This window comes from Streptomyces sp. NPDC001380 (genome assembly GCF_042895785.1).
Lineage (GTDB): Bacteria > Actinomycetota > Actinomycetes > Streptomycetales > Streptomycetaceae > Peterkaempfera.
In genome coordinates this window covers 359,872-379,285 of record NZ_JBIAWP010000002.1, presented here as the reverse complement: position 1 = coordinate 379,285, position 19,414 = coordinate 359,872, and the positions used below count along the sequence as shown (strand labels likewise).

General features: G+C 77.4%; 17 protein-coding genes and 1 pseudogene. 10 read left to right on the top strand and 8 right to left on the bottom strand.

Annotated features, from left to right (window positions below; genetic code table 11):
* Positions 1–247: 247 nt before the first annotated feature.
* Positions 248–565 (top strand): Imm51 family immunity protein, encoded by a 318-nt coding sequence (locus ACFY07_RS04400; protein WP_390867313.1) that lies wholly within the window; start codon positions 248–250, stop codon positions 563–565.
* Between the two features lie 28 nt (positions 566–593).
* Here the strand turns inward: ACFY07_RS04400 and ACFY07_RS04395 are convergent.
* Positions 594–1,715 (bottom strand): annotated as a pseudogene (locus ACFY07_RS04395) (IS630 family transposase).
* 142 nt (positions 1,716–1,857) lie between these two features.
* On the opposite strand from ACFY07_RS04395, the gene ACFY07_RS04390 reads away from it, so the two are divergent.
* Positions 1,858–2,208, top strand: coding sequence for a hypothetical protein (locus tag ACFY07_RS04390; protein WP_390867312.1), 351 nt, complete (start codon positions 1,858–1,860; stop codon positions 2,206–2,208).
* Positions 2,209–2,448: 240 nt separating this feature from the next.
* Here ACFY07_RS04390 and ACFY07_RS04385 read toward each other — a convergent pair whose 3' ends face one another.
* Positions 2,449–2,820 (bottom strand): DUF6188 family protein, encoded by a 372-nt coding sequence (locus ACFY07_RS04385; RefSeq protein WP_390867311.1) that lies wholly within the window; start codon positions 2,818–2,820, stop codon positions 2,449–2,451.
* A gap of 211 nt (positions 2,821–3,031) precedes the next feature.
* Between ACFY07_RS04385 and ACFY07_RS04380 the strand changes: the two genes are divergently transcribed.
* Complete coding sequence (locus tag ACFY07_RS04380; RefSeq protein ID WP_390867310.1) at positions 3,032–3,400, top strand: hypothetical protein; 369 nt, start codon at positions 3,032–3,034, stop codon at positions 3,398–3,400.
* A 446-nt stretch (positions 3,401–3,846) separates the two neighbouring features.
* Here the strand turns inward: ACFY07_RS04380 and ACFY07_RS04375 are convergent, their stop codons facing one another.
* The 4 genes from ACFY07_RS04375 to allB all read right to left on the bottom strand — a co-directional run bounded on the left by ACFY07_RS04375 (position 3,847) and on the right by allB (position 10,757).
* Positions 3,847–6,801, bottom strand: coding sequence for an SCO7613 C-terminal domain-containing membrane protein (locus tag ACFY07_RS04375; protein ID WP_390867309.1), 2,955 nt, complete (start codon positions 6,799–6,801; stop codon positions 3,847–3,849).
* A 331-nt stretch (positions 6,802–7,132) separates the two neighbouring features.
* The gene (locus ACFY07_RS04370; protein WP_390867308.1) at positions 7,133–7,888 is read right to left on the bottom strand and encodes an IclR family transcriptional regulator; all 756 of its coding nucleotides are present in this window, start codon (positions 7,886–7,888) and stop codon (positions 7,133–7,135) included.
* A 224-nt stretch (positions 7,889–8,112) separates the two neighbouring features.
* Complete coding sequence (gene alc / locus ACFY07_RS04365; protein ID WP_390867307.1) at positions 8,113–9,378, bottom strand: allantoicase; 1,266 nt, start codon at positions 9,376–9,378, stop codon at positions 8,113–8,115.
* On the bottom strand, positions 9,375–10,757 hold the full coding sequence (gene allB / locus ACFY07_RS04360; RefSeq protein ID WP_390867420.1) for an allantoinase AllB: 1,383 nt from the start codon (positions 10,755–10,757) through the stop codon (positions 9,375–9,377). Before allB ends, alc begins: the two co-directional genes overlap by 4 nt.
* A gap of 431 nt (positions 10,758–11,188) precedes the next feature.
* Here allB and ACFY07_RS04355 point away from each other — a divergent pair, with 431 nt between their 5' ends.
* The 6 genes from ACFY07_RS04355 to ACFY07_RS04330 all read left to right on the top strand — a co-directional run bounded on the left by ACFY07_RS04355 (position 11,189) and on the right by ACFY07_RS04330 (position 15,361).
* On the top strand, positions 11,189–11,437 hold the full coding sequence (locus ACFY07_RS04355; protein WP_230648053.1) for a thiamine-binding protein: 249 nt from the start codon (positions 11,189–11,191) through the stop codon (positions 11,435–11,437).
* A complete protein-coding gene (locus tag ACFY07_RS04350; RefSeq protein WP_390867306.1) occupies positions 11,434–11,799 on the top strand; it encodes a helix-turn-helix domain-containing protein in 366 nt (121 codons plus the stop codon). The genes ACFY07_RS04355 and ACFY07_RS04350 overlap by 4 nt, the downstream gene beginning before the upstream one ends.
* 198 nt (positions 11,800–11,997) lie before the next feature.
* On the top strand, positions 11,998–12,579 hold the full coding sequence (locus ACFY07_RS04345) for a 2-oxo-4-hydroxy-4-carboxy-5-ureidoimidazoline decarboxylase (RefSeq protein WP_390867305.1): 582 nt from the start codon (positions 11,998–12,000) through the stop codon (positions 12,577–12,579).
* Entirely contained in the window at positions 12,576–12,947 is a 372-nt protein-coding gene (uraH, locus tag ACFY07_RS04340; RefSeq protein WP_390867304.1) for a hydroxyisourate hydrolase, read from the top strand. The genes ACFY07_RS04345 and uraH overlap by 4 nt, the downstream gene beginning before the upstream one ends.
* A gap of 6 nt (positions 12,948–12,953) precedes the next feature.
* Positions 12,954–13,934 (top strand): factor-independent urate hydroxylase, encoded by a 981-nt coding sequence (gene pucL / locus ACFY07_RS04335; RefSeq protein ID WP_390867303.1) that lies wholly within the window; start codon positions 12,954–12,956, stop codon positions 13,932–13,934.
* A 50-nt stretch (positions 13,935–13,984) separates the two neighbouring features.
* Positions 13,985–15,361 (top strand): 8-oxoguanine deaminase, encoded by a 1,377-nt coding sequence (locus ACFY07_RS04330; RefSeq protein ID WP_390867302.1) that lies wholly within the window; start codon positions 13,985–13,987, stop codon positions 15,359–15,361.
* A 234-nt stretch (positions 15,362–15,595) separates the two neighbouring features.
* Here the strand turns inward: ACFY07_RS04330 and ACFY07_RS04325 are convergent, their stop codons facing one another.
* Positions 15,596–16,411 carry a methyltransferase domain-containing protein gene (locus ACFY07_RS04325; RefSeq protein ID WP_390867301.1) on the bottom strand — a complete coding sequence of 272 codons (816 nt, stop codon included), beginning with the start codon at positions 16,409–16,411 and terminating at the stop codon, positions 15,596–15,598.
* 233 nt (positions 16,412–16,644) lie between these two features.
* On the opposite strand from ACFY07_RS04325, the gene ACFY07_RS04320 reads away from it, so the two are divergent.
* Positions 16,645–17,598 (top strand): zinc-binding alcohol dehydrogenase family protein, encoded by a 954-nt coding sequence (locus ACFY07_RS04320; RefSeq protein WP_390867300.1) that lies wholly within the window; start codon positions 16,645–16,647, stop codon positions 17,596–17,598.
* Positions 17,599–17,667: 69 nt separating this feature from the next.
* Here ACFY07_RS04320 and aceB read toward each other — a convergent pair whose 3' ends face one another.
* Positions 17,668–19,284, bottom strand: a complete 1,617-nt coding sequence (aceB, locus tag ACFY07_RS04315) for a malate synthase A (RefSeq protein WP_390867299.1) — start codon at positions 19,282–19,284, stop codon at positions 17,668–17,670.
* Between the last annotated feature and the right edge of the window lie 130 nt (positions 19,285–19,414).

Below are 19,414 nucleotides of genomic sequence, written 5' to 3'. Positions count from 1 at the left end.
CTGTTGCCACTGCAATTGACACGCCCACTGACAAGACTGGCCTTTCGGGCTTCCGCTGCGGCCTGATATTGTCGGGACCGCACAAACTTTGGAGAAATAACCCCAGAAAGCGCTGTTTTTGCAGCAGCGAAGCTTGATAAAAAGCCAGCTACGACATCTAGTGCCGTGACCGGAAAGGTTCACCGGGGTCGAGAGCGGCGAGGAAGCGGATCCGGTGGCCCGTGCCGGGCGTGAGAGGATCGCGGCCGTGACCATCAAGCTTCATGACTTCGACGGCGAGCACTCGCTGACGTTGAATGTCGGTGACCTGGCTGCTGACGTGGCAGTAGCCGACGCAGGGCATGAACCGAACGGGTACTTCTGGGAAGGTCTCGTGCGGTTTGCCTGGCCGGACATCGCCGAGCCGCTCGACTTCGACAGCGAAGCCGGCATGTTCTGCGCTGTCGGGAATCCGAGTGACCTCGCGCAACTCAAGACCGCCCTTGAGCCGGTCATTACGAGCCCCGACGCGGTCCGCGACATCATCGCCCGGGCGGAGAGTTCGGGCTTCGAGTTCGACGACTAGGCGCTGTGACCGCCTGGGTTCGCCGGGTTCATGCTGCTTGGGCGAGTGGGCGTCCGCCCCAGCGGATGCGCTTCTCGCTGCGGATGCGGGCGCGTTCTCGGCGTTGGGCGGCGAGGACGTCGGGGTGGCGGGCGTTGGTGTTGCGCCAGCGCAGGTAGGCGTGCAGGGCCCGGGTCTGGACGATGTGGTTGGGGTGGTTCGAGTTGGCGATGGTGAACTGCCGCAGCGGCCCGAAGTGGGCTTCTATCGGGTTGGCCCAGGACGCGCAGGTCGGGGTGAAGCACAGTTCGAGCCGGTGCTTCTTCGCACAGCGGCGGATCTGCTCGCCTTTGTGTGCGGACAGGTTGTCCAAGATCACGTAGATGGGGGCGCCGTCGGGCCGGGCCGCACGGATCGACTTCAAAGCGGCCAGAGTGTTGGCGGCGCCCTTCTTGCACCGGCTGACACCCCACAGGGTGTCGTCACCGATTGAGTAGCAGCCGTGGAAGTACCGGACGCCGTGGGTGCGGTGGTAGGTCGCCGGCACCCGGTCGGGCTTGGTCTGCTCGGCCCAGCAGCTGCCACCGGTGGGCCGGATCCCCAGCGGACCGAACTCGTCGAACGAGAAAACGCGGGCGGGGAAGCGGTCCAGGACGCGCTCGATCCGATCGAGCTTGGTCTCACGCTCGGGGTCCGGCGATTCCTTCCAGGTCTTGGTGCGCTGGAAGGTGATGCCGCGGCGCAAAAGCAGTCGCCGTAAGGTCTCACGGCTGATCCGGATCACGCGGCCGTGGATTTTCCGCAGGTAGGCGGCCAGTTTCCGGATGGACCAGCGGGTGAAGGGCTGGCCGAGTTTGGTCGGGCGGGTGGCGGCCGTCTGGATGACGAAGTCCTCGTCGTCAGGACTGAGCAGGCGGGGACGGCCTCCCGCTCACTGAGGGTTCAGGCAGGCCAGGCCGATCTCGTTGAACCGGTGGATCACATCGCGGACGGTGTCCTCGTCGGCCTGGACCAGCTGGGCGATCACCGGGACGCGGTTACCGCCGGCGGAGGCCAGCAGCATCATCGCGCGCCGGTAGCGCACCGAACTGGTGCTGCCCCGGCGCACGATCTGCTGCAGCTTCTGCCCCTCCTGATCGGTCAATCTGCGCACACGGACAGGCTCAGCCACCGCGCCTCCAGCGGTCGGATCGGACGTCACCGAACATCCAACCGCCCCAACTGCCAACCCGGCGAACCTATGCGGTCACAGCACTAGCTCCGCCTGGACCGACCGCGACCTGGTCGCCGTTCAGGACATCGGCGGCGACGGCGTGGCCGACATCATCTACCGCACCGGGACCGGCGGGCGGCTGCTCCTCCGTACCGGGATCAAGGATGCGGCCACCGGAGGCGTCGATCTCGCCTCCCTGGCATCAGCGGCGGCCTCCTCCGGAGGCGCGGACGTCGAGTACGTCTCCTCGGGCTGGAGCACCACGACCGTCCGGCTGGTCTTCGGGACGCCGGATGTCAACGGCGACGGGATACCGGACATCTGGGCAGTCAGGACCGACGGAAACGTCCTCTTCCACCCCGGCGGCCGGACCGCCCTGACCAGCGCCGGCACCCAGATCGTCAGCAACAGCGACGGGAAGGGGTGGAAGTACAAGATGGCGATCGGATGACTTCCGCCTCGCGCCGGACAGATGCCCTTCTCCCCGGAAGCCACAGGGTGCCGGGGCATCCGTCCGGCGCGAGGCGGCGCTCCGGTCGTGATCGGGAAAAGCCGGGCCGTGCCCGCATCGGCACCATCGCCGACGCCCAGGCCGTACGCGACCCCGCCTTCGACGAGAGACCGTCGGCTGCTCCCGGGCCGCGCGCCCCGGCGGCCGGACCCACCCGCCGCACGATACGGGGGACGGGGGTCATCTCCCGCTCCACACGGCGACCTCCCCTCCGGGCATGCAGATCGCCCGCCGCCCGCCGGGTCCGACGGTCTCCCACGCCTCGTAGTCGGGGTCCGGACGGACGGTCAGCCGTGTGCCGCTCGCGAACCCGACCACGAGGTCCCCCGCGTCGCCCGCCCCGGCCTCGGTGATCACGTCGCGGGCCAGGCCGACGAGGTGGGCGGCCATGGTGCCCGGGGATTCCGGATCGAAAGCAACAGGTTCCCCGACCGGAGGATGGAGGACCGCCTCGGTCTCGATGATCATTTCCCAGTTCCCGCTGGTCAGGATCCTGACGGCGTAGTCGAAGCAGACGCGGACGACCGTCTGGCCCTGAAGGTCCAGGTTCATGCCGGACACCCTGCCGGAACCAGGGCCCGGAAGCCACCGGGCGCCGGGGCGCCGTGCTCGTCGGAGCGATCGGCCGAGGACGGGCGCACCTGCTCGGCGGGCCGGAGGCGCCAAGCCCTTTGCTGGGCCGGGCCCGTCCCGTCTATCGTCCGGTCCGGCGTCATCGGGGGCGGCGGACAGGACGGCGCCCGGGGCACGGGGAGCGATCGTCGTGGGTGTGCTCGTCAGCGTCAGGGGCTGGCTGGAGTGCGACGGCCGGCAGCTCGCCCGGATCAAGGAGATCATCGGCTCCGAGGACCAGGATCGGACGTACAGCGGCGGCTGGGGCTTCCCGGCGCGGCAGTGCAACTTCGCCAACTGGGTCTTCTTCGGCGCCCAGATGCGCGCGGGGTCCCTCGACCGGTTCCGGGGACAGCTGGGTCGCGTGGCGCGGATTCCGGCCTCGGACGAGGACGGCGACCTGGTCACCGGGCTCTTCCTCGTCAGCCACGACGTCGAGGGCATGGGCGAGTGGCAGGTCCGCGACGGGGCTGTGGTGACCGGTCCCGCGAGCGGGCGGTACCGGTATCTCGACGCGTAGGGCCACGATCGGCCGGTTGCGAAGAGGCGGGCGGTCGGGCCGCGCCGGTCCTCCGCTCGACGGCGGCGGGGCGGTTTGCGGGCCGGTGGCCGGGGCCGTCGACGGCGGTCACCCCGCGGGCGCGGAGGGGACTGCCGGGGACGGCGGTGGCGGGGACTTCGCCGCCGACGGCCCGGCCCCGCCCGCCGGGCGGTCCCCGGCCCTGCCGACCAGGCGGCCAGGCGGCCGGTGGGCGCGGTGACGGTGCCCGGGACGGAGTGAAGCCCCCGACGGGCGGGTTGCCGACCAGGAGCGGCCCGTCCGCCCGGGGTTCCTCGTGCCTGTCCACCCACCGGGGACCGACCTGTCCGGCGCGGTCCTGCGCCGCCTCTCCCGTCCGCCGTGGGCCATGCGCCGGCCGCCGGGGGGCGGGGCACGGCACCTCGGACGAGCCCCGGCGGGTCGGGTCAGTGCAGGCGGCGGAAGGTGTCGCGGAGGCGGCGGGCGTCGCGGAGGCGTTGCTCGTAGGTGGCGCCCGCGAAGAGGAGCAGGAGCCCGGCGGCGGCGAGGGGCGCCCAGCGGGGCAGCAGGCCGAGGGCCTGGGCGACGGTGGGGGCCAGTTCGTGGAGGGCGTCGGCGGCCAGGACCGCTCCGCCGGCCAGCAGCGGGGCGCGCAGGCGGTGGCGGGCGCCGAGGAGGGTCACGGCGAGGGCGGCGATCCCGAGGAGGAGCGGGCGGAGCCAGTGGGCGTCGGTCCACGCGGCGGCCAGGCTCGGGAGCAGGGTGACGGTCAGTCCGGGGCCGTAGGCGGACCAGGAGCCGGTCTCCGGGGCGCGGCGCCGCCGCAGGTACCCGAGGACCAGGGCGGCGGCGGAGACGGGGAGGGTGTACGCCTCGGGGTCGTCCACGCCCGCCAGGGCCAGCCGCACCCAGGAGGAGGCGGTCAGCAGGGCGGTGGCGGCGAGGAGCGCGGGGCGGCGGCGGTCGGCGCGCAGGGCGGTGCCCAGGGCGGCGGCGCCGCAGACGGCGAGGGCGGCGCTGAGGGCGTCCGGGTGGAGCACGGTCGCGGGCAGCGCTGCGGCTGCAACGGCGTACCCGGCCCGTTCGACGGCGGCGGCGCGGGCGGCGCGGGCGCCGGACGGGGCGGCGGAGGTGCGGGGGGCGGCGGGGGCGTGCGGGGCGGCGGGGTCGTCCGCCGGGCCCGGGCTGCGCAGGGCGGCGGCTGCGGGGACCGTGGCGACGGCCACCCCGAGCGCGGCGAAGGCCGCCACGTGCGGCGGCAGGCCGACGGCCGTACCGGCCCGCGCCGCCTCCCCGCCGAGGACGGCCACGGCGGCCGCGGCGGCACCGGCCGCGGTGCGGCCGACCGGAAGCGCGGCCAGGACGGCGGCCAGGACCGCGGTGGCGCCCCACACGGTGAGGGCCGCGGCCTGGTCGGGCAGCGACCAGGCCAGGGCGAGGGCCGCGGGGGCGGTCAGGGCGCAGAGCTGCGCGGCGCGGTCGGCGCCGGGGCGGCGCACCAGGTGGACGGCGGCGACGAGGGCCGGGAGCCAGGCGGCCGCCAGGACGGCGGCGTAGGGCAGTCCGGCGGCGACCGGGGCGAGGGCGACGGCCGGGACGGCCGCCAGGACGGCGGCGCAGCGGAGCACGCGGCGGGCGTCGGCGGGAGCGGGGGCCGCAGGGGCCGGGGCGCGGTCGGGACGGTCGGCGGGGTCGGGACGGTCGGCGGGGTCGGCCGAGGTGCTGTCGGCCTGGGCAGGAGCGGCCGGGGCGGGGGCGGCCGGGGCGGGGGCGGGGCCGCCGGAGCGGCCGAGGAAGGCTGCGGCGGCGGCCAGGACCGCGGCGGTCAGGGCGGCCGTGACCGGGACCGCCGGAGCGGTGCGCCAGCCGTCCGGGAAGGGGCGGGTGTCCCCGTCTCCGTGGTGCAGGACGTGCCGCAGGGGCTCGGCGAGCGCCTCCAGCAGGGCGGGGAGCACCTGGAGGACGGCCAGGGCCAGGACCAGGGCGCCGGCGGCGGTGAGGCCGGTCCACAGGGGGAGGGACTGCGCGGACGCTCCGGTGGGAGTGGCGGGGGCGGCGGGAGCGGCGGCCGGGGTCCCGGCACCGGCGGCGGGGGTGGTGGACGGGTCCGGGGCCGGGGGGCTGGGGACGTCCGGGGCTCCGGGGCCTGCGGCGGGAGGTGGGGTCGGGGACGCACCGTCCGGCGCCGCGCCCTCCCGGGCCGGACCGTCCCCGCCGGGGTCGGCGGCCCGGAGGCGGGTGCGGCGGGCGAGGGCGGCGGTGGCGAGGAGCGCGGCGGGCAGGGCGTACGCGAGGACGGACCAGGTGTCCGGGAGGGCGAGGCGCGGTGCGGCGGCGGCCGCGGCGGTGAGGGCCAGGCCCGCGAGGACGGCCGCGCCGAGGCGGGCCCCGGACGGGAGGCCGGGCCGGCAGGAGGCGGCGGCCCCGAGCAGGACGAGCAGCGCGAGCGGGACGCAGGCGCGCAGGGCCGGTCCGTACGCGGGGGCGGTGAGGGCGGCGGCCGCGGCGAGACCGCCGCCGAGGACCGCCTGGACGGACCCGGCGGCGAGGGCGAGGCCCGCGAGGACGGCGGCGGGGCGGGCTCCGGTGCGCCGGGCGAGCGGGGCCGGGAGGGCGGTCGCGGCGCCGAGGTCGAGGAGGGCGGTGCCCGCCAGGGCCGCGGCCCACCCGGCGGGTCCGGCGCCGGCCGCGGACGCCGCGAGCGGGGCGGTGGTCTGGAGGAGCAGCAGGGCGGCGGAGGGCAGGACGGCGGACCGGGTCCGGTGGGCGTACGCGGCCGCCCCGAGGGCGGTGAGGGCGGTGGCCGCGGCCCAGTGGGCGGCGGCGTCGGTCCGGTGGAGTCCGGCGAGGCCGGCGGCGCGGGCGGCGTACCAGTCGAGCAGGACCAGGGCGAGGCCGACGGCGGAGGCCGTCTCGGCGGTGGCGGTGAGGCGGCGCCGGCGCAGCGGGAAGGGCGCGGCCAGGGCGGCGGCGGTGAGCGCGGCGAGGACGGCGGCACGGCCGCCGATGCCGAGGCTGCCCCAGTTGACGACGGTGAAGGCGAGTCCGGCGAGGGTGACCAGGAGGCCGCCGAGGACCAGGAGCACGGTCTGGACGGACGGCGCCGGGGCGTCCCGGCGGGGCCCGGGTGGCACCGGCGGCGGGCCCCAAACCGGGAGGGCCGCGGGCTCCGGCGCCGGACCGGCCGTCGCGCGGCGGGCCCGGAGGCCGGAGACCAGGGCGGTACGCCGGTGGAGCAGGGCCGCCCGCCGTGCGTCGAGGTCGGCGAGGGCGGTGTCGACGTGCCGCAGTTCGGCGGCGTCGGGCCCGGTGAGCGGCAGGCCGCAGCGGGGGCAGGCGGGGGCGGCGGCCGGGTGGAGGGGCGAGCCGCAGTCGGGGCAGCGGAGCGGGCGGGCGTCCATGGCATGGGAGTGTGGGGCGGCGGGCGCGCCGGCGCATGAGTACGGGTACTCAGACGGCGGCGGGGTGCGCGGAGCCGGCGTCCGCGGCGGGTGGGGACGGCACCGGTGACGGCTCGTCGGACGGGTGGCGGCGGGGTGCCGCGGCGCGGCAGGCCGGGGGCGGGCAGCCGGGGGCGGACGGTCGCCGGGCGGTCCGGCCGGGGACGGGGCGCGCGTGGCGGACGGGGCGGTGCCGCGGCGCGGCAGGCCGGGGACGGGCAGGCGGACGGGGGGACTGGGGGAACTCGGGGGGACCGCAGGACGGGCGGACGGAGGCGCTGGTGGCGTTCCGTCAGAGGGCGAGCGCGAGCAGGACCGTCGCGGCCCGGTCGGCGAGGACGTCGGCGGCGCGGCGGAGCCGGTACGCCTGGTCCAGGGGCAGGGAGACGGCGAGGCAGGCGGCGGTGGAGCCGGCGGTGAGGGGGACGGCGGCGCAGACCGTGCCCAGGGCGTACTCCTGGAGGTCGAGCACCGGCATGGTGGCGGGCTGCCGGTCGAGGCGCTGGAGCAGCTGCCCGGGGTCGGTGGTGGTGCGGGAGGTGAGCCGGACCGGGGGGTGGCGGTCGAGGTGGTCGCGGCGGGCCCGGTCGTCGAGCTGGGCGAGCAGGCACTTGCCGAGGGCGGTGGCGTGCGCGGCGGCGCGGGGGTCGACCCAGGCGGGGCCGCCCGGGGCCCACGGCGCGGTGGCGGACGCCTCGACGACGGCCTCCCCGTCGCGGTAGGCGCCGAGGTGGACGGCGGCGCCCAGCTCGTCGCGGAGGCCGCGCAGCGCGGTGTCGAGCCGGTCCCGGAGGGTGTCGCGGCGGGTGCGGCCGGCCAGCCGGACCAGGGCGCCGCCGAGGACGTACGCGTCGCCGTCGAGGCGCTGCAGGTAGCCGTGGTCCTCCAGTTCGGCGGCGGTGCGGTCGACGACGGCGACGGGCAGGCCCAGTTCGCGGGCGAGCGCGTCGGCGGTGACGCCGTCGCGGTGGCGGTCGACCGCCTCCAGCAGGCGCAGGGCCCGGTGGAGGGAGCCGCGCCGGACGGGCCGGACGTCGTGAAGGGTCACCCGATGTCCCCCTGCTGGGTGGCGGCACGTGGCGTCCCCGGCGGGCGGCACGGCGGCCGGACCGGGTGCGAACACGACAAGAATATCGGTGGGGCGGACGGCCGGGCGGCCTTCTCCCGGAAGATCGCGCCGCAGAACCGCAGCTCAAAATTGGCATATGCCAGAAGCACCACCGGTCGCACTCCGGGCGGGAGCCTCCCCGGGGCTTGGCACCCCGGCCGCCGTCAACCGCCCAGGAGCGCCCGGAGCGCCTCCCGGCGGCGGTCGGCGTCCGCGCCGCCGCCGGTCGGCGGCAGGGCGGCCGCAGCCGCGCGGGCCCCGGCGGCGTCGCGCAGCGGGCGGGCCGCGGTGAGCGCGGCGGCCTCGGCGGAAGTGAGCCCGGCGTCGGCCAGGGCCCGCTCCGCCTCGGGGGCGGGCAGCGTGTCGTACCAGCGCAGAGCCATGGCCGCGCGCCCCTCAGGGGTCAGACGCCCCGTCAGGCGCAGCCGCGCCATCCCGCCGTCGGGGTACACCGCCAGCCGGACGCGGGTGGCGGGCGGGGCGCCGTCCAGCCGGAAGCGGTGGCGGGTGTCGGGCTGGAGGCGGGTGCGGGGCAGCAGCTCGGTCCAGCCGTCCTCGGGGCCGCCGGGGCCGGCGGGGCCGGCGGGGGCGGTGTCGTCGCGGCCCAGGAGGGCGGCCCAGCCCGGGGCGTTGAAGACGAAGTGGGTGGTGTCGATCTCGACCGCCAGCACCTCGCCGCGCCCGGCCAGGGACAGCTCCACCCAGTCGTGCCCGTCGTCGCGCCGCCGCCGGGTCTCCCAGCCGTCGCCCATGACGGCGGCCCGGCCGGGGGCGTTGAGGTGGTGCGGTGAGGAGTAGTGGCGGTCGGAGGCGGCCAGGGCCACTCCCCCGTGCTCCTGGGCGGCGAGGTCGAAGGTGAGGCCGTCCAGGTCGCGGGGGTCGGGGACGGCCTCGCCGTGGACGCGCAGCCGGGCCACGCCGCCGTCGGGCGCGATCACGAGGCGGACGTGGGTGAAGCGGCGGCCGACCGCCACCGGGAACGCGTGCGCGGTGTCCCCCTCGAGGGGGCTGTCCGGCACCAGGACGGTCCACTCCACGTCGTCGGCCAGCAGGTCCTCCGGTGCGGGGTGGCCGGGCACGGAGGCGGCCTCGACCCGGGCGGAGACGGGGTGGTTGCCGTTGAAGTGGGCGGTGTCCACGACGACGCCCCGGACCACGCCGGGCGCGCCGAGCCGCACCAGGGCCCAGTCGTGGTCCCCGGCGGCGGGGTGCGGGCGGTCGGGGCCTGCGCCGCGGCGGCGGCGGGTCTCCCAGCCGTCCATGACCTGGCCCTTGTTGCCGAAGGTGCGCGGGCGGAAGACGGGGGGCGCGGGCGCCAGCAGGTTCTCCTTCTCGGCGAAGGACTCGTCGGAGGCGGCGATCACACCCGCGCCCAGGGCGCGGGAGGCGAGGTCGAGCAGGTCGGTGAAGGGGGTCTCCGCGGGGCTCAACGGGCACGTCCTTCCGGGTCGGGGCCGGCGGCCCGGGGGGTCCCGGGGGTCCCGGGGGTCCCGGGGCGGTCGAGGAGGCGGCCGAGGGGTTCGCCGTCCGGCTCCACCGGCCGGCCGCGCAGCCAGGTGGCGCGGACGGCCCCGGTGAGGGTCCGCCCGGCGTACGGGGTGACGGGGTTGCGGTGGTGCAGGGCGGCCGGGTCGACGCGGAGGGCGGCGTCCGGGTCGAAGGCGACCAGGTCCGCGTCACGGCCGGGCGCGATGGCGCCCTTGGCGTCCAGGCCGGCCAGCGCGGCGGGTCCGGCCGACATCCAGCGGACCACGTCGGCGAGGGTGTGCCCGCGGCGGCGGGCCTCGGTCCAGACGGCGGGCAGGCCCAGCTGCAGGGAGGCGACGCCGCCCCAGGCGGCGGCGAAGTCGCCGGAGCCGCGCTGCTTGAGGTCGGCGGTGCAGGGCGAGTGGTCGGAGACCACGGCGGCGAACTCCCCCGCCGCCAGCGCCGCCCACAGCCGGTCGCGGTTGGCCTCGTCGCGGATCGGCGGGCAGCACTTGAAGGCGGTGTCCCCGTCGGGGACCTCCTCCGCCGCCAGGCACAGGTAGTGCGGGCAGGTCTCGGCGGTGACCCGGACCCCGTCGGCGCGGGCGGCGGCGAGCAGCGGCAGCACGGCGGCGGAGGAGACGTGCAGGACGTGCACCCGGGCGCCGGTGCGGCGGGCCGCGTCCAGCAGGCGGGCGACGGCGGCGGTCTCGGCGCCGTCGGGGCGGGAGGCGAGGAAGTCCCGGTACCGGCGGCCGGGGCGCTGCGGGGCCGCGTCGAGGACGGCGGGGTCCTCGGCGTGGACGAGGGCGAGCGCGCCGAGGCGGGCCAGCTCCGCGAGGGCCTCCTCCAGGTCGGCCGGCTCCAGGTGGGGGAACTCCTCGACGCCGGACGGGGAGAGGAAGCCCTTGAAGCCGAAGACCCCGGCCCGGTGCAGCGGCTCCAGCTCGGCGGTGTTGCCGGGGACCGCACCGCCCCAGAAGCCGGTGTCCACCCGGACCCGGCCCTCGGCGGCGCCGCGCTTGGCGGCCAGTCCGGCGGGGGTGGTGGTCGGGGGGACGGAGTTGAGCGGCATGTCGACGAGGGTGGTCACGCCGCCCGCGGCGGCCGCGCGGGTCGCCGAGTCGAAGCCTTCCCACTCCGTGCGGCCGGGCTCGTTGACGTGCACGTGGGTGTCGACCAGGCCGGGCAGCAGGGCGGTGGCGCCCAGGTCGACGACCGGCCCGGCGGGGGCGTCGAGGGTGCCGTGCGGGGCGACGCGCTCGATCCGGCCGTCGCGGACCAGGACGTCGGCGGGGCGCTCGCCCTCGGGCAGCACGGCCCGGCGGGAGCGGAGCAGCAGGGTGCCGGACGGGCGGGGCGCGGTCCCGGTGCGGCGCGCGGCCCGGGCACGGTGGTCCGCGCGCAGGTCGCGGGGGTGCAGCGGGTCCGGGTCGGGGCGGGGGGCCGGATCGGGGCCGGGGGCCGGGCCCGTCGGCGCGGGGCGCGGCGCGTCGGGGGGCGGTGGAGCGGGCAACGGCACCTCCGGACTGTGCGGGGCCGGTGTTCGCGGCGCTCGGAGCGTAGGCCGGGCTTCAACAGAACGTCAACGACGCGCAGCCCGGGCGGTCCGCGTGCCAGGCCCGGCGCGGGCGCCCCGGCCCGGCCCGCCCGCGCCGGGCCGGGCCGGGCACTCCGGGCGCCGGGTCCGGCGGCGGTCCGACGGTCGGGGGCCGGGGGGCCGCGGTCGGGCGGCCGGGGGCCGGACGGCCCGTCCCTCGATAGGGTGAGCGGGTGCGACTGATGGTGGAGTTCACGACCGAACCGTTCGCCCTGGACGCCTTCCCCGAGCACGCCAGGGCGGCCCGCCGGGCGGTGGACGAGGCGGGGCTGGCCGTCGAGGTCGGGCCGTTCGGGACCAGCGCCGAGGGCGGCGCGGAGGAGGCCCTGGCCGCCGTCTCCCGGGTCCTGCGCGACTCCCTCGCCGCCGGCGCCACCCGGATCTCGCTGCAGGTCAGCGTGGTCGACGGCGGTGAGCGGTGAGCGCCGGTCCGGCCCACCCCCTGGCGACGGCGATACGCCCGCTGCTGGACGCGGTGGGGGCCGTGCCGGTGGCGGTGGACGAGGCGCGCCCCGAGGACCTGGTCCTGGAGTGGGACGGCGCCCCGGCCCTCGCGGTGCGGCTGCCGCACCTGGGCAGCGCCCTGGACCGGCTGCTGGCCGAGATGGAGCAGCGGTTCGGCGGCCCGCTCCCCGGGCTGGCCCGCGCCGACAAGCAGCGGGTGGTGGCCCTGCTGGAGGAGCGGGGGGCCTTCACGGTGCGGCACGGCGTGGAGACGGTGGCGGCGGCGCTGGGCGTCAGCCGGTTCACGGTCTACAACTACCTCAACCGGGAGCGGTCCTGATCCGCCCCGGCGGCCAGGCGAACGGCCCCGAGCGGCACGGAACAGCCCGGAAGGGTCCGGAAGGGTCCGGAACGGCCCGCAACACTCCGGCAACCGCCGCGACCACGGAACGTCACACCCCCGCTTCAACAGTCTGTTGACGGGGGCGGGCGGCGGATCTAGCTTTCTCGGGAGGCACCAGTCCCCGGGAGGCCGCCCGTGCCCGACAGCCCAGCCGCGCCCCACGGCACAGCCGCGCCGGGCACCCCGCCCGGCCCGGCCCGCGCCCCCGCACCGGGCGGCGCACCGGTCCTCGACCGGCTGAACGCCGCCCCCCGCGCCGAGCTGGAGGCGCTGCTCCGCGGCGTCTGCACCGCCCGCGCCTGGGTCTCGGCCGTCGCCGCGTCCCGCCCCTGGGCGGACGGCGCCGCGCTGCTGGCCGCGGGGGCGGCGGCGACCGCCGCCCTGACCCCGGACGGCCTGGCCGAGGCGGTGGCCGGGCACGCCCGGATCGGCGCGCCCGAGGAGGGCGGCGCGGACTCCCGCCGCGAGCAGGCGGGCGTGGCGGACGCCGACCCGGCGCTGCTGGCGGAGCTGCGGACGGCCGTCGCCGCGTACGAGGAGCGGTTCGGCCACGCCTTCCTCATCCGGGCGACCGGCCGCACGGCCGCCGAGATGCTGGCCGCCGCGCGCGACCGGTACGCGAACGCCCCCGCCGCCGAGTGGGAGCACGTCCGCCGCGAGCTGGGCGGCATCAACGTGCTGCGCCTGGAGCGCCTGCTGGCGGGAGGGGCCCCGTGACCGGCGTCTCCACCCACGTCCTGGACACCGCCCGCGGCCGCCCCGCGGCCGGCGTGGGGGTCGAGCTGGCCGTGCGCGACGGGGGCGCCGCAGGGTCCGGGCCGGGCGGCGGCGGCTGGCGGGTGCTGGCGGTCTCCGCCACCGACGCCGACGGCCGCTGCCGCGACCTGCCGGACGTGCCGGACGCGGGGGGCCCGGCGGGCGGCGCGGTGGTGCTGCGGCTGCGCTTCGCCACCGGCGCGTACCTCCCCGCGCCCGCCTTCCTCCCGGAGGTGTCAGTGGTCTTCGCCGTCGAGCCCGGCCAGGACCACTACCACGTGCCGCTGCTGCTCAGCCCGTACGGATACTCCGTCTACCGAGGGAGCTGACGACCCATGGCCCACGTGCTCGGCCAGAACCAGTACGGCAAGGCGGAGACCCGCGTGGTCCGCGTGGTCCGCGACGGCCCCCGCCACACGGTCCGGGACCTGAACGTCTCCGTCGCCCTCTCCGGCGACCTCGACGACGTGCACCTCACGGGGAGCAACGCCCACTGCCTGCCGACCGACACGGTCAAGAACACCTGCTACGCCTTCGCCGCGCAGTACGGCGTCGGCTCGCCGGAGGCGTACGGCATCCGGCTCGCCCGGCACTTCGTGGGGACGGCGGCGCCGATCCACCGGGCCCGGGTGCGGATCGAGGAGTACGCCTGGGACCGCATCCCGGCGGGCCCGGCGGAGCCCGGCACGGCGGAGCCCGGCACGGGGGGCGGCGGCACGGGGGACGGCCGCATGGCGGACGGGGGCCCGGCGGACGGCGGCCCGGAGCCGGGCCACTCCTTCGTGCGGCGCGGCGGGGAGGTCCGGACCGCCGAGGTCCGGTGGGACGGGGAGCACCTCGCGGTGGTGTCGGGGCTGCGCGGTCTGACGGTCATGAACACCACCGGCTCGGAGTTCCGCGGCTACCTGCGGGACCGGTACACCACGCTGGAGGAGGCGTCCGACCGCATCCTCGCCACCGAGGTCACCGCCCGCTGGCGGCACACCCCCGCCGCCCCGGACGACGCGGCGGCCCGCACCGACTGGGACGCGGGCTGGGCCCGGGTGCGGAGCCGGCTGCTGGAGGCGTTCGCCGGGACGTACAGCCACTCGCTGCAGGAGACCCTGCACGCCATGGGCGCCCGGGTGCTGGACCAGGAGCCCGGCGTGGACGAGGTCCGGCTGCAGCTGCCGAACAGGCACCACTTCCCCGTCGACCTGACGCCTTTCGGCCTGGAGAACGGGAACGAGGTCTTCCACGCGGCGGACCGGCCGTACGGTCTCATCGAGGGGACCGTGCACCGCGAGGGCGCCGTGCCCGCCATCCCCGCCGACTGAGCCCGGCCCCGCCGACCGGGCCGGCAGGCCCCGCACACCCAGGAGGTCCCGTGACCGGCCAGACCCCGCCGCGCCGCACCGTCATCGAGCACTGCGCCGTCGCCACCGTGGACGCGGAGTCCACCGAGCACGCCTCCGGGCACGTGGTGGTCGCCGACGGCGTCATCGAGGCGGTGGGGCCGGGACCGGCCCCGGCGGGCCTGGAGGGGGTGGAGCGCCGGGTGGACGGCACCGGGCACCTGCTGACGCCGGGCCTGGTCAACACCCACCACCACTTCTACCAGTGGATCACCCGGGGCCTGGCCCAGGACTCCATCCTCTTCGACTGGCTGGTGGAGCTGTACCCGGTCTGGTCGCGGATCGACGACCGCCTCGTGCACGCTGCGGCGCAGGGGTCGGTGGCGGCCCTGCTGAAGTCGGGCTGCACCACGGCCGTGGACCACCACTACGTCTTCCCGCGCGGCGGCGGCGACATCCTGGGCGCGGAGATCGAGGCCGTGGCGGAGCTGGGGCTGCGGTTCACCGCGACCCGGGGGTCGATGTCGCGCGGCCGCAGCGAGGGCGGGCTGCCGCCGGACTCGGCGGTGGAGCGCACCGAGGACATCCTCGTCGCCAGCGAGGAGGCGGTGGACCGCTGGCACGACCCGTCGTTCGGCTCGATGCTGCACGTGGCGATCGCGCCGTGCTCGCCGTTCTCGGTGACCACCGGGCTGATGCGGGAGGCCGCGGAGCTGGCGCGGCGCAAGGGCGTGCGGCTGCACACCCACGGGTCGGAGACGGCCGAGGAGGAGCAGTTCTGCAAGGAGCTGTTCGGGATGGGGCCGACGGACTACTTCGAGAGCGTCGGCTGGCTCGGCGAGGACGTGTGGATGGCGCACTGCGTCCACATGGCCGACTCCGACATCGCCAAGTTCGCCGCCACCGGGACCGGCGTGGCGCACTGCCCGTCGTCCAACGCCCGCCTGGCCGCCGGGATCGCCCGGGTGCCGGACATGCTGGCCGCCGGGGTGCCGGTGGGGCTCGGCGTGGACGGGACCGCCTCCAACGAGTCCGGGGAGCTGGGCACCGAGCTGCGCAACGCGCTGCTGGTCAACCGCCTGCGCGGCCGCCCCGACGCGCTGACGGCGCGCCAGGCGCTGCGGCTGGGCACCATGGGCGGGGCCCGGGTGCTGGGCCGGGACGCGGAGATCGGGTCCGTGGAGCCGGGGAAGCTCGCCGACCTGGCGCTGTGGCGGATCGACGGGGTGATGCACTCCTCGATCGCCGACCCGGTGGCCGCCCTCGTCATGGGCGCGCTGCCGCCGCTGAGCCTGCTGCTGGTCGGCGGGCGGCCGGTGGTGGAGGACGGGCACCTGGTGCGGGCCGACGAGGAGGCCGTGGCGAAGGCGTGCGCGGCGGCGGCCCGCGAGCTGGCCTCGCGGGCCTGACGGGGCCGGGGCGGCCCGGCGGGAGCCCCCGGGCCGGCCCTCCGGGGCGGCCGGGACCCGGGACCGGAAGGGCCCGCCCCCGCTCCGCCGCCCCCGCCGGTCCTGCGGAGGCGTGCGGCGTGCGGGCCCGTTATCCGGCCCGGACCCGGCCGGCGGGCGCCGCCGGCCCCGGGCCGGTCCTGCCGGTCCCCCGCGGCGGGCGCCCGCGGCGCTCCTGCGCCCGCGGACCCGCCGTCAGGCCCGGCAGAGCACCTCGCCGTGCAGCACGGCGAACCAGCCGTCGTCCGCCGCGCCCCACGCCCGCCAGCCGTCGGCGATGCGGCGCAGCTCCGCCTCGTCGGCGCGGCCCTGGGCCACGGCCTGCCGGGCGAACGCGGAGGAGGTGGTGCGCTCCGCCCACAGCCCGCCCCACCAGGCCCGCTCCTCCGGGGTCGCATAGCACCAGGCGGACGCGGAGGCGGCGACCTCGGCGAAGCCGGCCTCCCGGGCCCAGGAGAGGAGCCGGCGCCCGGCGTCCGGTTCGCCGCCGTTGGCGGCGGCGGTGGCGCGGTACAGGTCCAGCCAGGCGCCGAGGGCGTCGGACGCCGGGTACCAGGCCATCGCGGCGTAGTCGGAGTCCCGGGCGGCCACGGTCCCGCCGGGGCGGCAGACGCGGCGCATCTCGCGCAGCGCCCGGACCGGGTCGGCGACGTGCTGGAGCACCTGGTGGGCGTGGACGACGTCGAAGGAGCCGTCGGGGAAGGGCAGGGCGTGGACGTCGCCGGCGGCGAGGCGGAGGCGGTCGCCGTCCAGGCCGCGGCCGGCGGCGGTGCGGCGGGCCTGCTCCAGCACCTCCGCCGAGGCGTCCAGGCCGGTGACGTGCCCGCCGGGGCCGACCCGCTCGGCGAGGTCGGCGGTGACGGTGCCGGGACCGCAGCCGACGTCCAGCACGGCGGCGCCGGGGGCGAGGTGCGGCAGCAGGTACCCGGCGGAGTTCTCGGCGGTGCGCCAGGTGTGGGAGCGCAGCACGCTGGCGTGGAATCCGTGGGTGTAGACGGCGCGTGACGTCATGGGTCCACCTTCGTCGGGGCGGGCGCGGCCGCTCCGACGATAGGGCCGCATCCCATGCAGTGAGAATTGCATATCAGCATGCGGACGGCATCCGGGGGCGCGGGGCTGCGGGCCCGCAGCCGCGCGCCGCACCGCCCTTGGGCGGACGGCCCGGGACGGGTAGGCTCGCGGCGACATACCGACTGGTCGGTAACACGTGCGTCCGGCCGGTGCCACGCATGGAGGGAGTCGCGGTGCGCGCGATACAGATCACCGAGTTCGGCGGGCCCGAGGTGCTGCGGGCGGTCGACCTGCCGGACCCGCAGGCGGGCCCCGGACAGGTGCTGCTGGAGGTGTCGGCGGCGGGCGTCAACTACGCCGACACCCACGCCGTCGAGGACTCCTACCTCTCCCGGACCATCCTCCCGCTGGTGCCCGGCGCCGAGGTCGTCGGCCGCACCGCCGACGGGCGGCGGCTGGTCGCGCTCACCGACCACGGCGGCTACGCCCAGAGGGCGGCGGTGCAGGAGGCCCTGGCCCACGAGGTGCCGGACGGCGTCACCGACGGCCAGGCCCTCGCCCTGGTCGTGCAGGGCCTCACCGCCTGGCACCTGCTGCGCACCTCCGCCCGGCTCGCCCCGGGCGAGTCCGTGGTCGTCCACGCCGCGGCGGGCGGCACCGGCTCCCTCGCCGTGCAGCTGGCCAGGCACTTCGGCGCGGGCCGCGTCATCGCGACCGCCTCCTCCGAGGAGAAGCGGAAGCTGGCCCTGGAGCTGGGCGCCGACGCCGCCGTGGACCCCTCCCCCGAGGGCCTGAAGGAGCGCCTGGTCGAGGCCAACGGCGGCCACCGGGTCGACGTGGTGCTGGAGATGACCGGCGGTCCGGTCTTCGACGCCTCGCTGGAGGCACTGGCGCCGTTCGGGCGGCTGGTGGCGTACGGGATGGCGTCCCGGACCCCGCCGACCCCGGTGCAGGCCGCGCAGCTCATGGCCCGCTCCCGGGCCGTGGTCGGCTTCTGGCTGATGCACTGCCTCGGGCGGCCCGGGATGTACGCCGAGCCGATGGCGGAGCTGATGCGGATGACCGCGGACGGGCTGCTGGAGCCCCGGGTCGGCGGCGTGTACGGGCTCACCGAGGCGGCCCGCGCCCACGAGGACCTGCGGGCCCGCCGCACCGTCGGCAAGCTGCTGCTCGACCCGTCGCGCTGAGCCGCCGGGCGGGGGCGCGGCGCGCCCCCGCCCGGACCCGCCGCCCCCGCCCGGCTGCGGGCCGGCGGCTCAGTCCAGCAGGGCGTACCCGGGCAGGGTGAGGAACTCGGCGAAGTCCTCGGCCAGGGCGACCTGCTCGAAGAGCGCCCGGGCCTCCTCCCAGCGACCGGCGGCGTACGCCTCCTCCCCCAGCTCCGCCCGCAGGCCGGCCAGCTCCTCGGCGGCCAGGCGGCGCACCAGCTCCGCCTCGACCTTCTCGCCGGTGTCGAGCACCACGCCGTTGCGGATCCACTGCCAGACCTGGGAGCGGGAGATCTCGGCGGTCGCGGCGTCCTCCATGAGGTTGAAGATCGCCACCGCGCCCTGGCCCCGCAGCCACGCCTCGGTGTAGCGCAGGCCGACCGCGACCGCGTTGCGCAGGCCGGCGGCGGTGCGGCCGCCGCCGGTCGCGGCCACGTCCAGCAGGTCCGCGGCGGTGACCCCGCCCTCCGGGATCCGCTGCTTCTGGTGCGGCGCCCCGCCCAGCACGGCGTCGAAGGCGTCGCGGCAGACCGGCACCAGGTCGGGGTGGGCGACCCACGAGCCGTCGAAGCCGCCCGCGGCCTCCCGGTCCTTGTCGGCCCGGACCTTGGCGAGGGCGGCCTCGTTGACGGCCGGGTCGCGGCGCGAGGGGATGAACGCGGCCATGCCGCCGATGGCGTGGGCGCCGCGGCGGTGGCAGGTGCGCACCAGCAGGCGGGTGTAGGCGCGCATGAAGGGGGCGTCCATGGTGACGGCGTTGCGGTCGGGCAGCACGAACCGCTCGCCGGCGTCGCGGAAGTTCTTGATGACGGAGAACAGGTAGTCCCAGCGGCCCGCGTTGAGCCCGGCGGCGTGCTCGCGCAGCTCGTACAGGATCTCGTCCATCTCGAAGGCCGCGGTGACCGTCTCGATGAGGACGGTGGCGCGCACGGTGCCGCGCGGGATGCCGAGGGCGTCCTGGGCGTGGACGAAGACGTCGTTCCACAGCCGGGCCTCCAGGTGGCCCTCCGTCTTCGGCAGGTAGAAGTAGGGGCCGGAGTTGGGGTCCGCCGGGCCGCGGGCGGTGAGGCGGGCGGCGTTGTGGAAGAAGTACAGGCCGAAGTCGGCCAGGGCGCCCGCCACGGGCTCCCCGTCCACGAGGAGGTGCCGCTCGTCGAGGTGCCAGCCGCGGGGGCGGACCACGACGGTGGCCAGCTCGGCGTCGGGCCGCAGCGCGTACGCCTTGCCCCCGGGCGCGGTGAAGTCGATGCGGCGCTCGAAGGCGTCGATGAGGTTGAGCTGTCCGGAGACGAGGTTGGACCAGGTGGGGGCGGTGGCGTCCTCGAAGTCGGCGAGCCAGACGCGGGCACCGGAGTTGAGGGCGTTGACGGTCATCCGGCGGTCGGTGGGGCCGGTGATCTCGACCCGGCGGTCCTGGAGGGCGGGCGGGGCGCCGGCGACCCGCCACTCCCCCGCCCGCACGTCGGCGGTCCCGGGCAGGAAGTCCAGCCGCCCGGTGCGGGCGATCTCCGCGCGGCGCTCGCGGCGCAGGGCGAGCAGCTCCCGCCGCCGGGGGTCGAAGGCGCGGTGGAGCCCGGCGACGAACGCGAGCGCGTCGGGGGTGAGCACCTCCGCGGAGCGCTCGACCGGGGGGCCGGAGACGGTGACGACCGGGGCTGCTGCCATGTCGGGAGGCTCCTCGGATGCGGTGCTGCGCGGACGGCTCCTGCTGCACCGGTGAGGCTAGTTCGCCCCGGCCCCGACTTCAACACTCTGTTGAGCGGGCGTCACCCGCGGGCGCGGGGGCGGCCGCCCC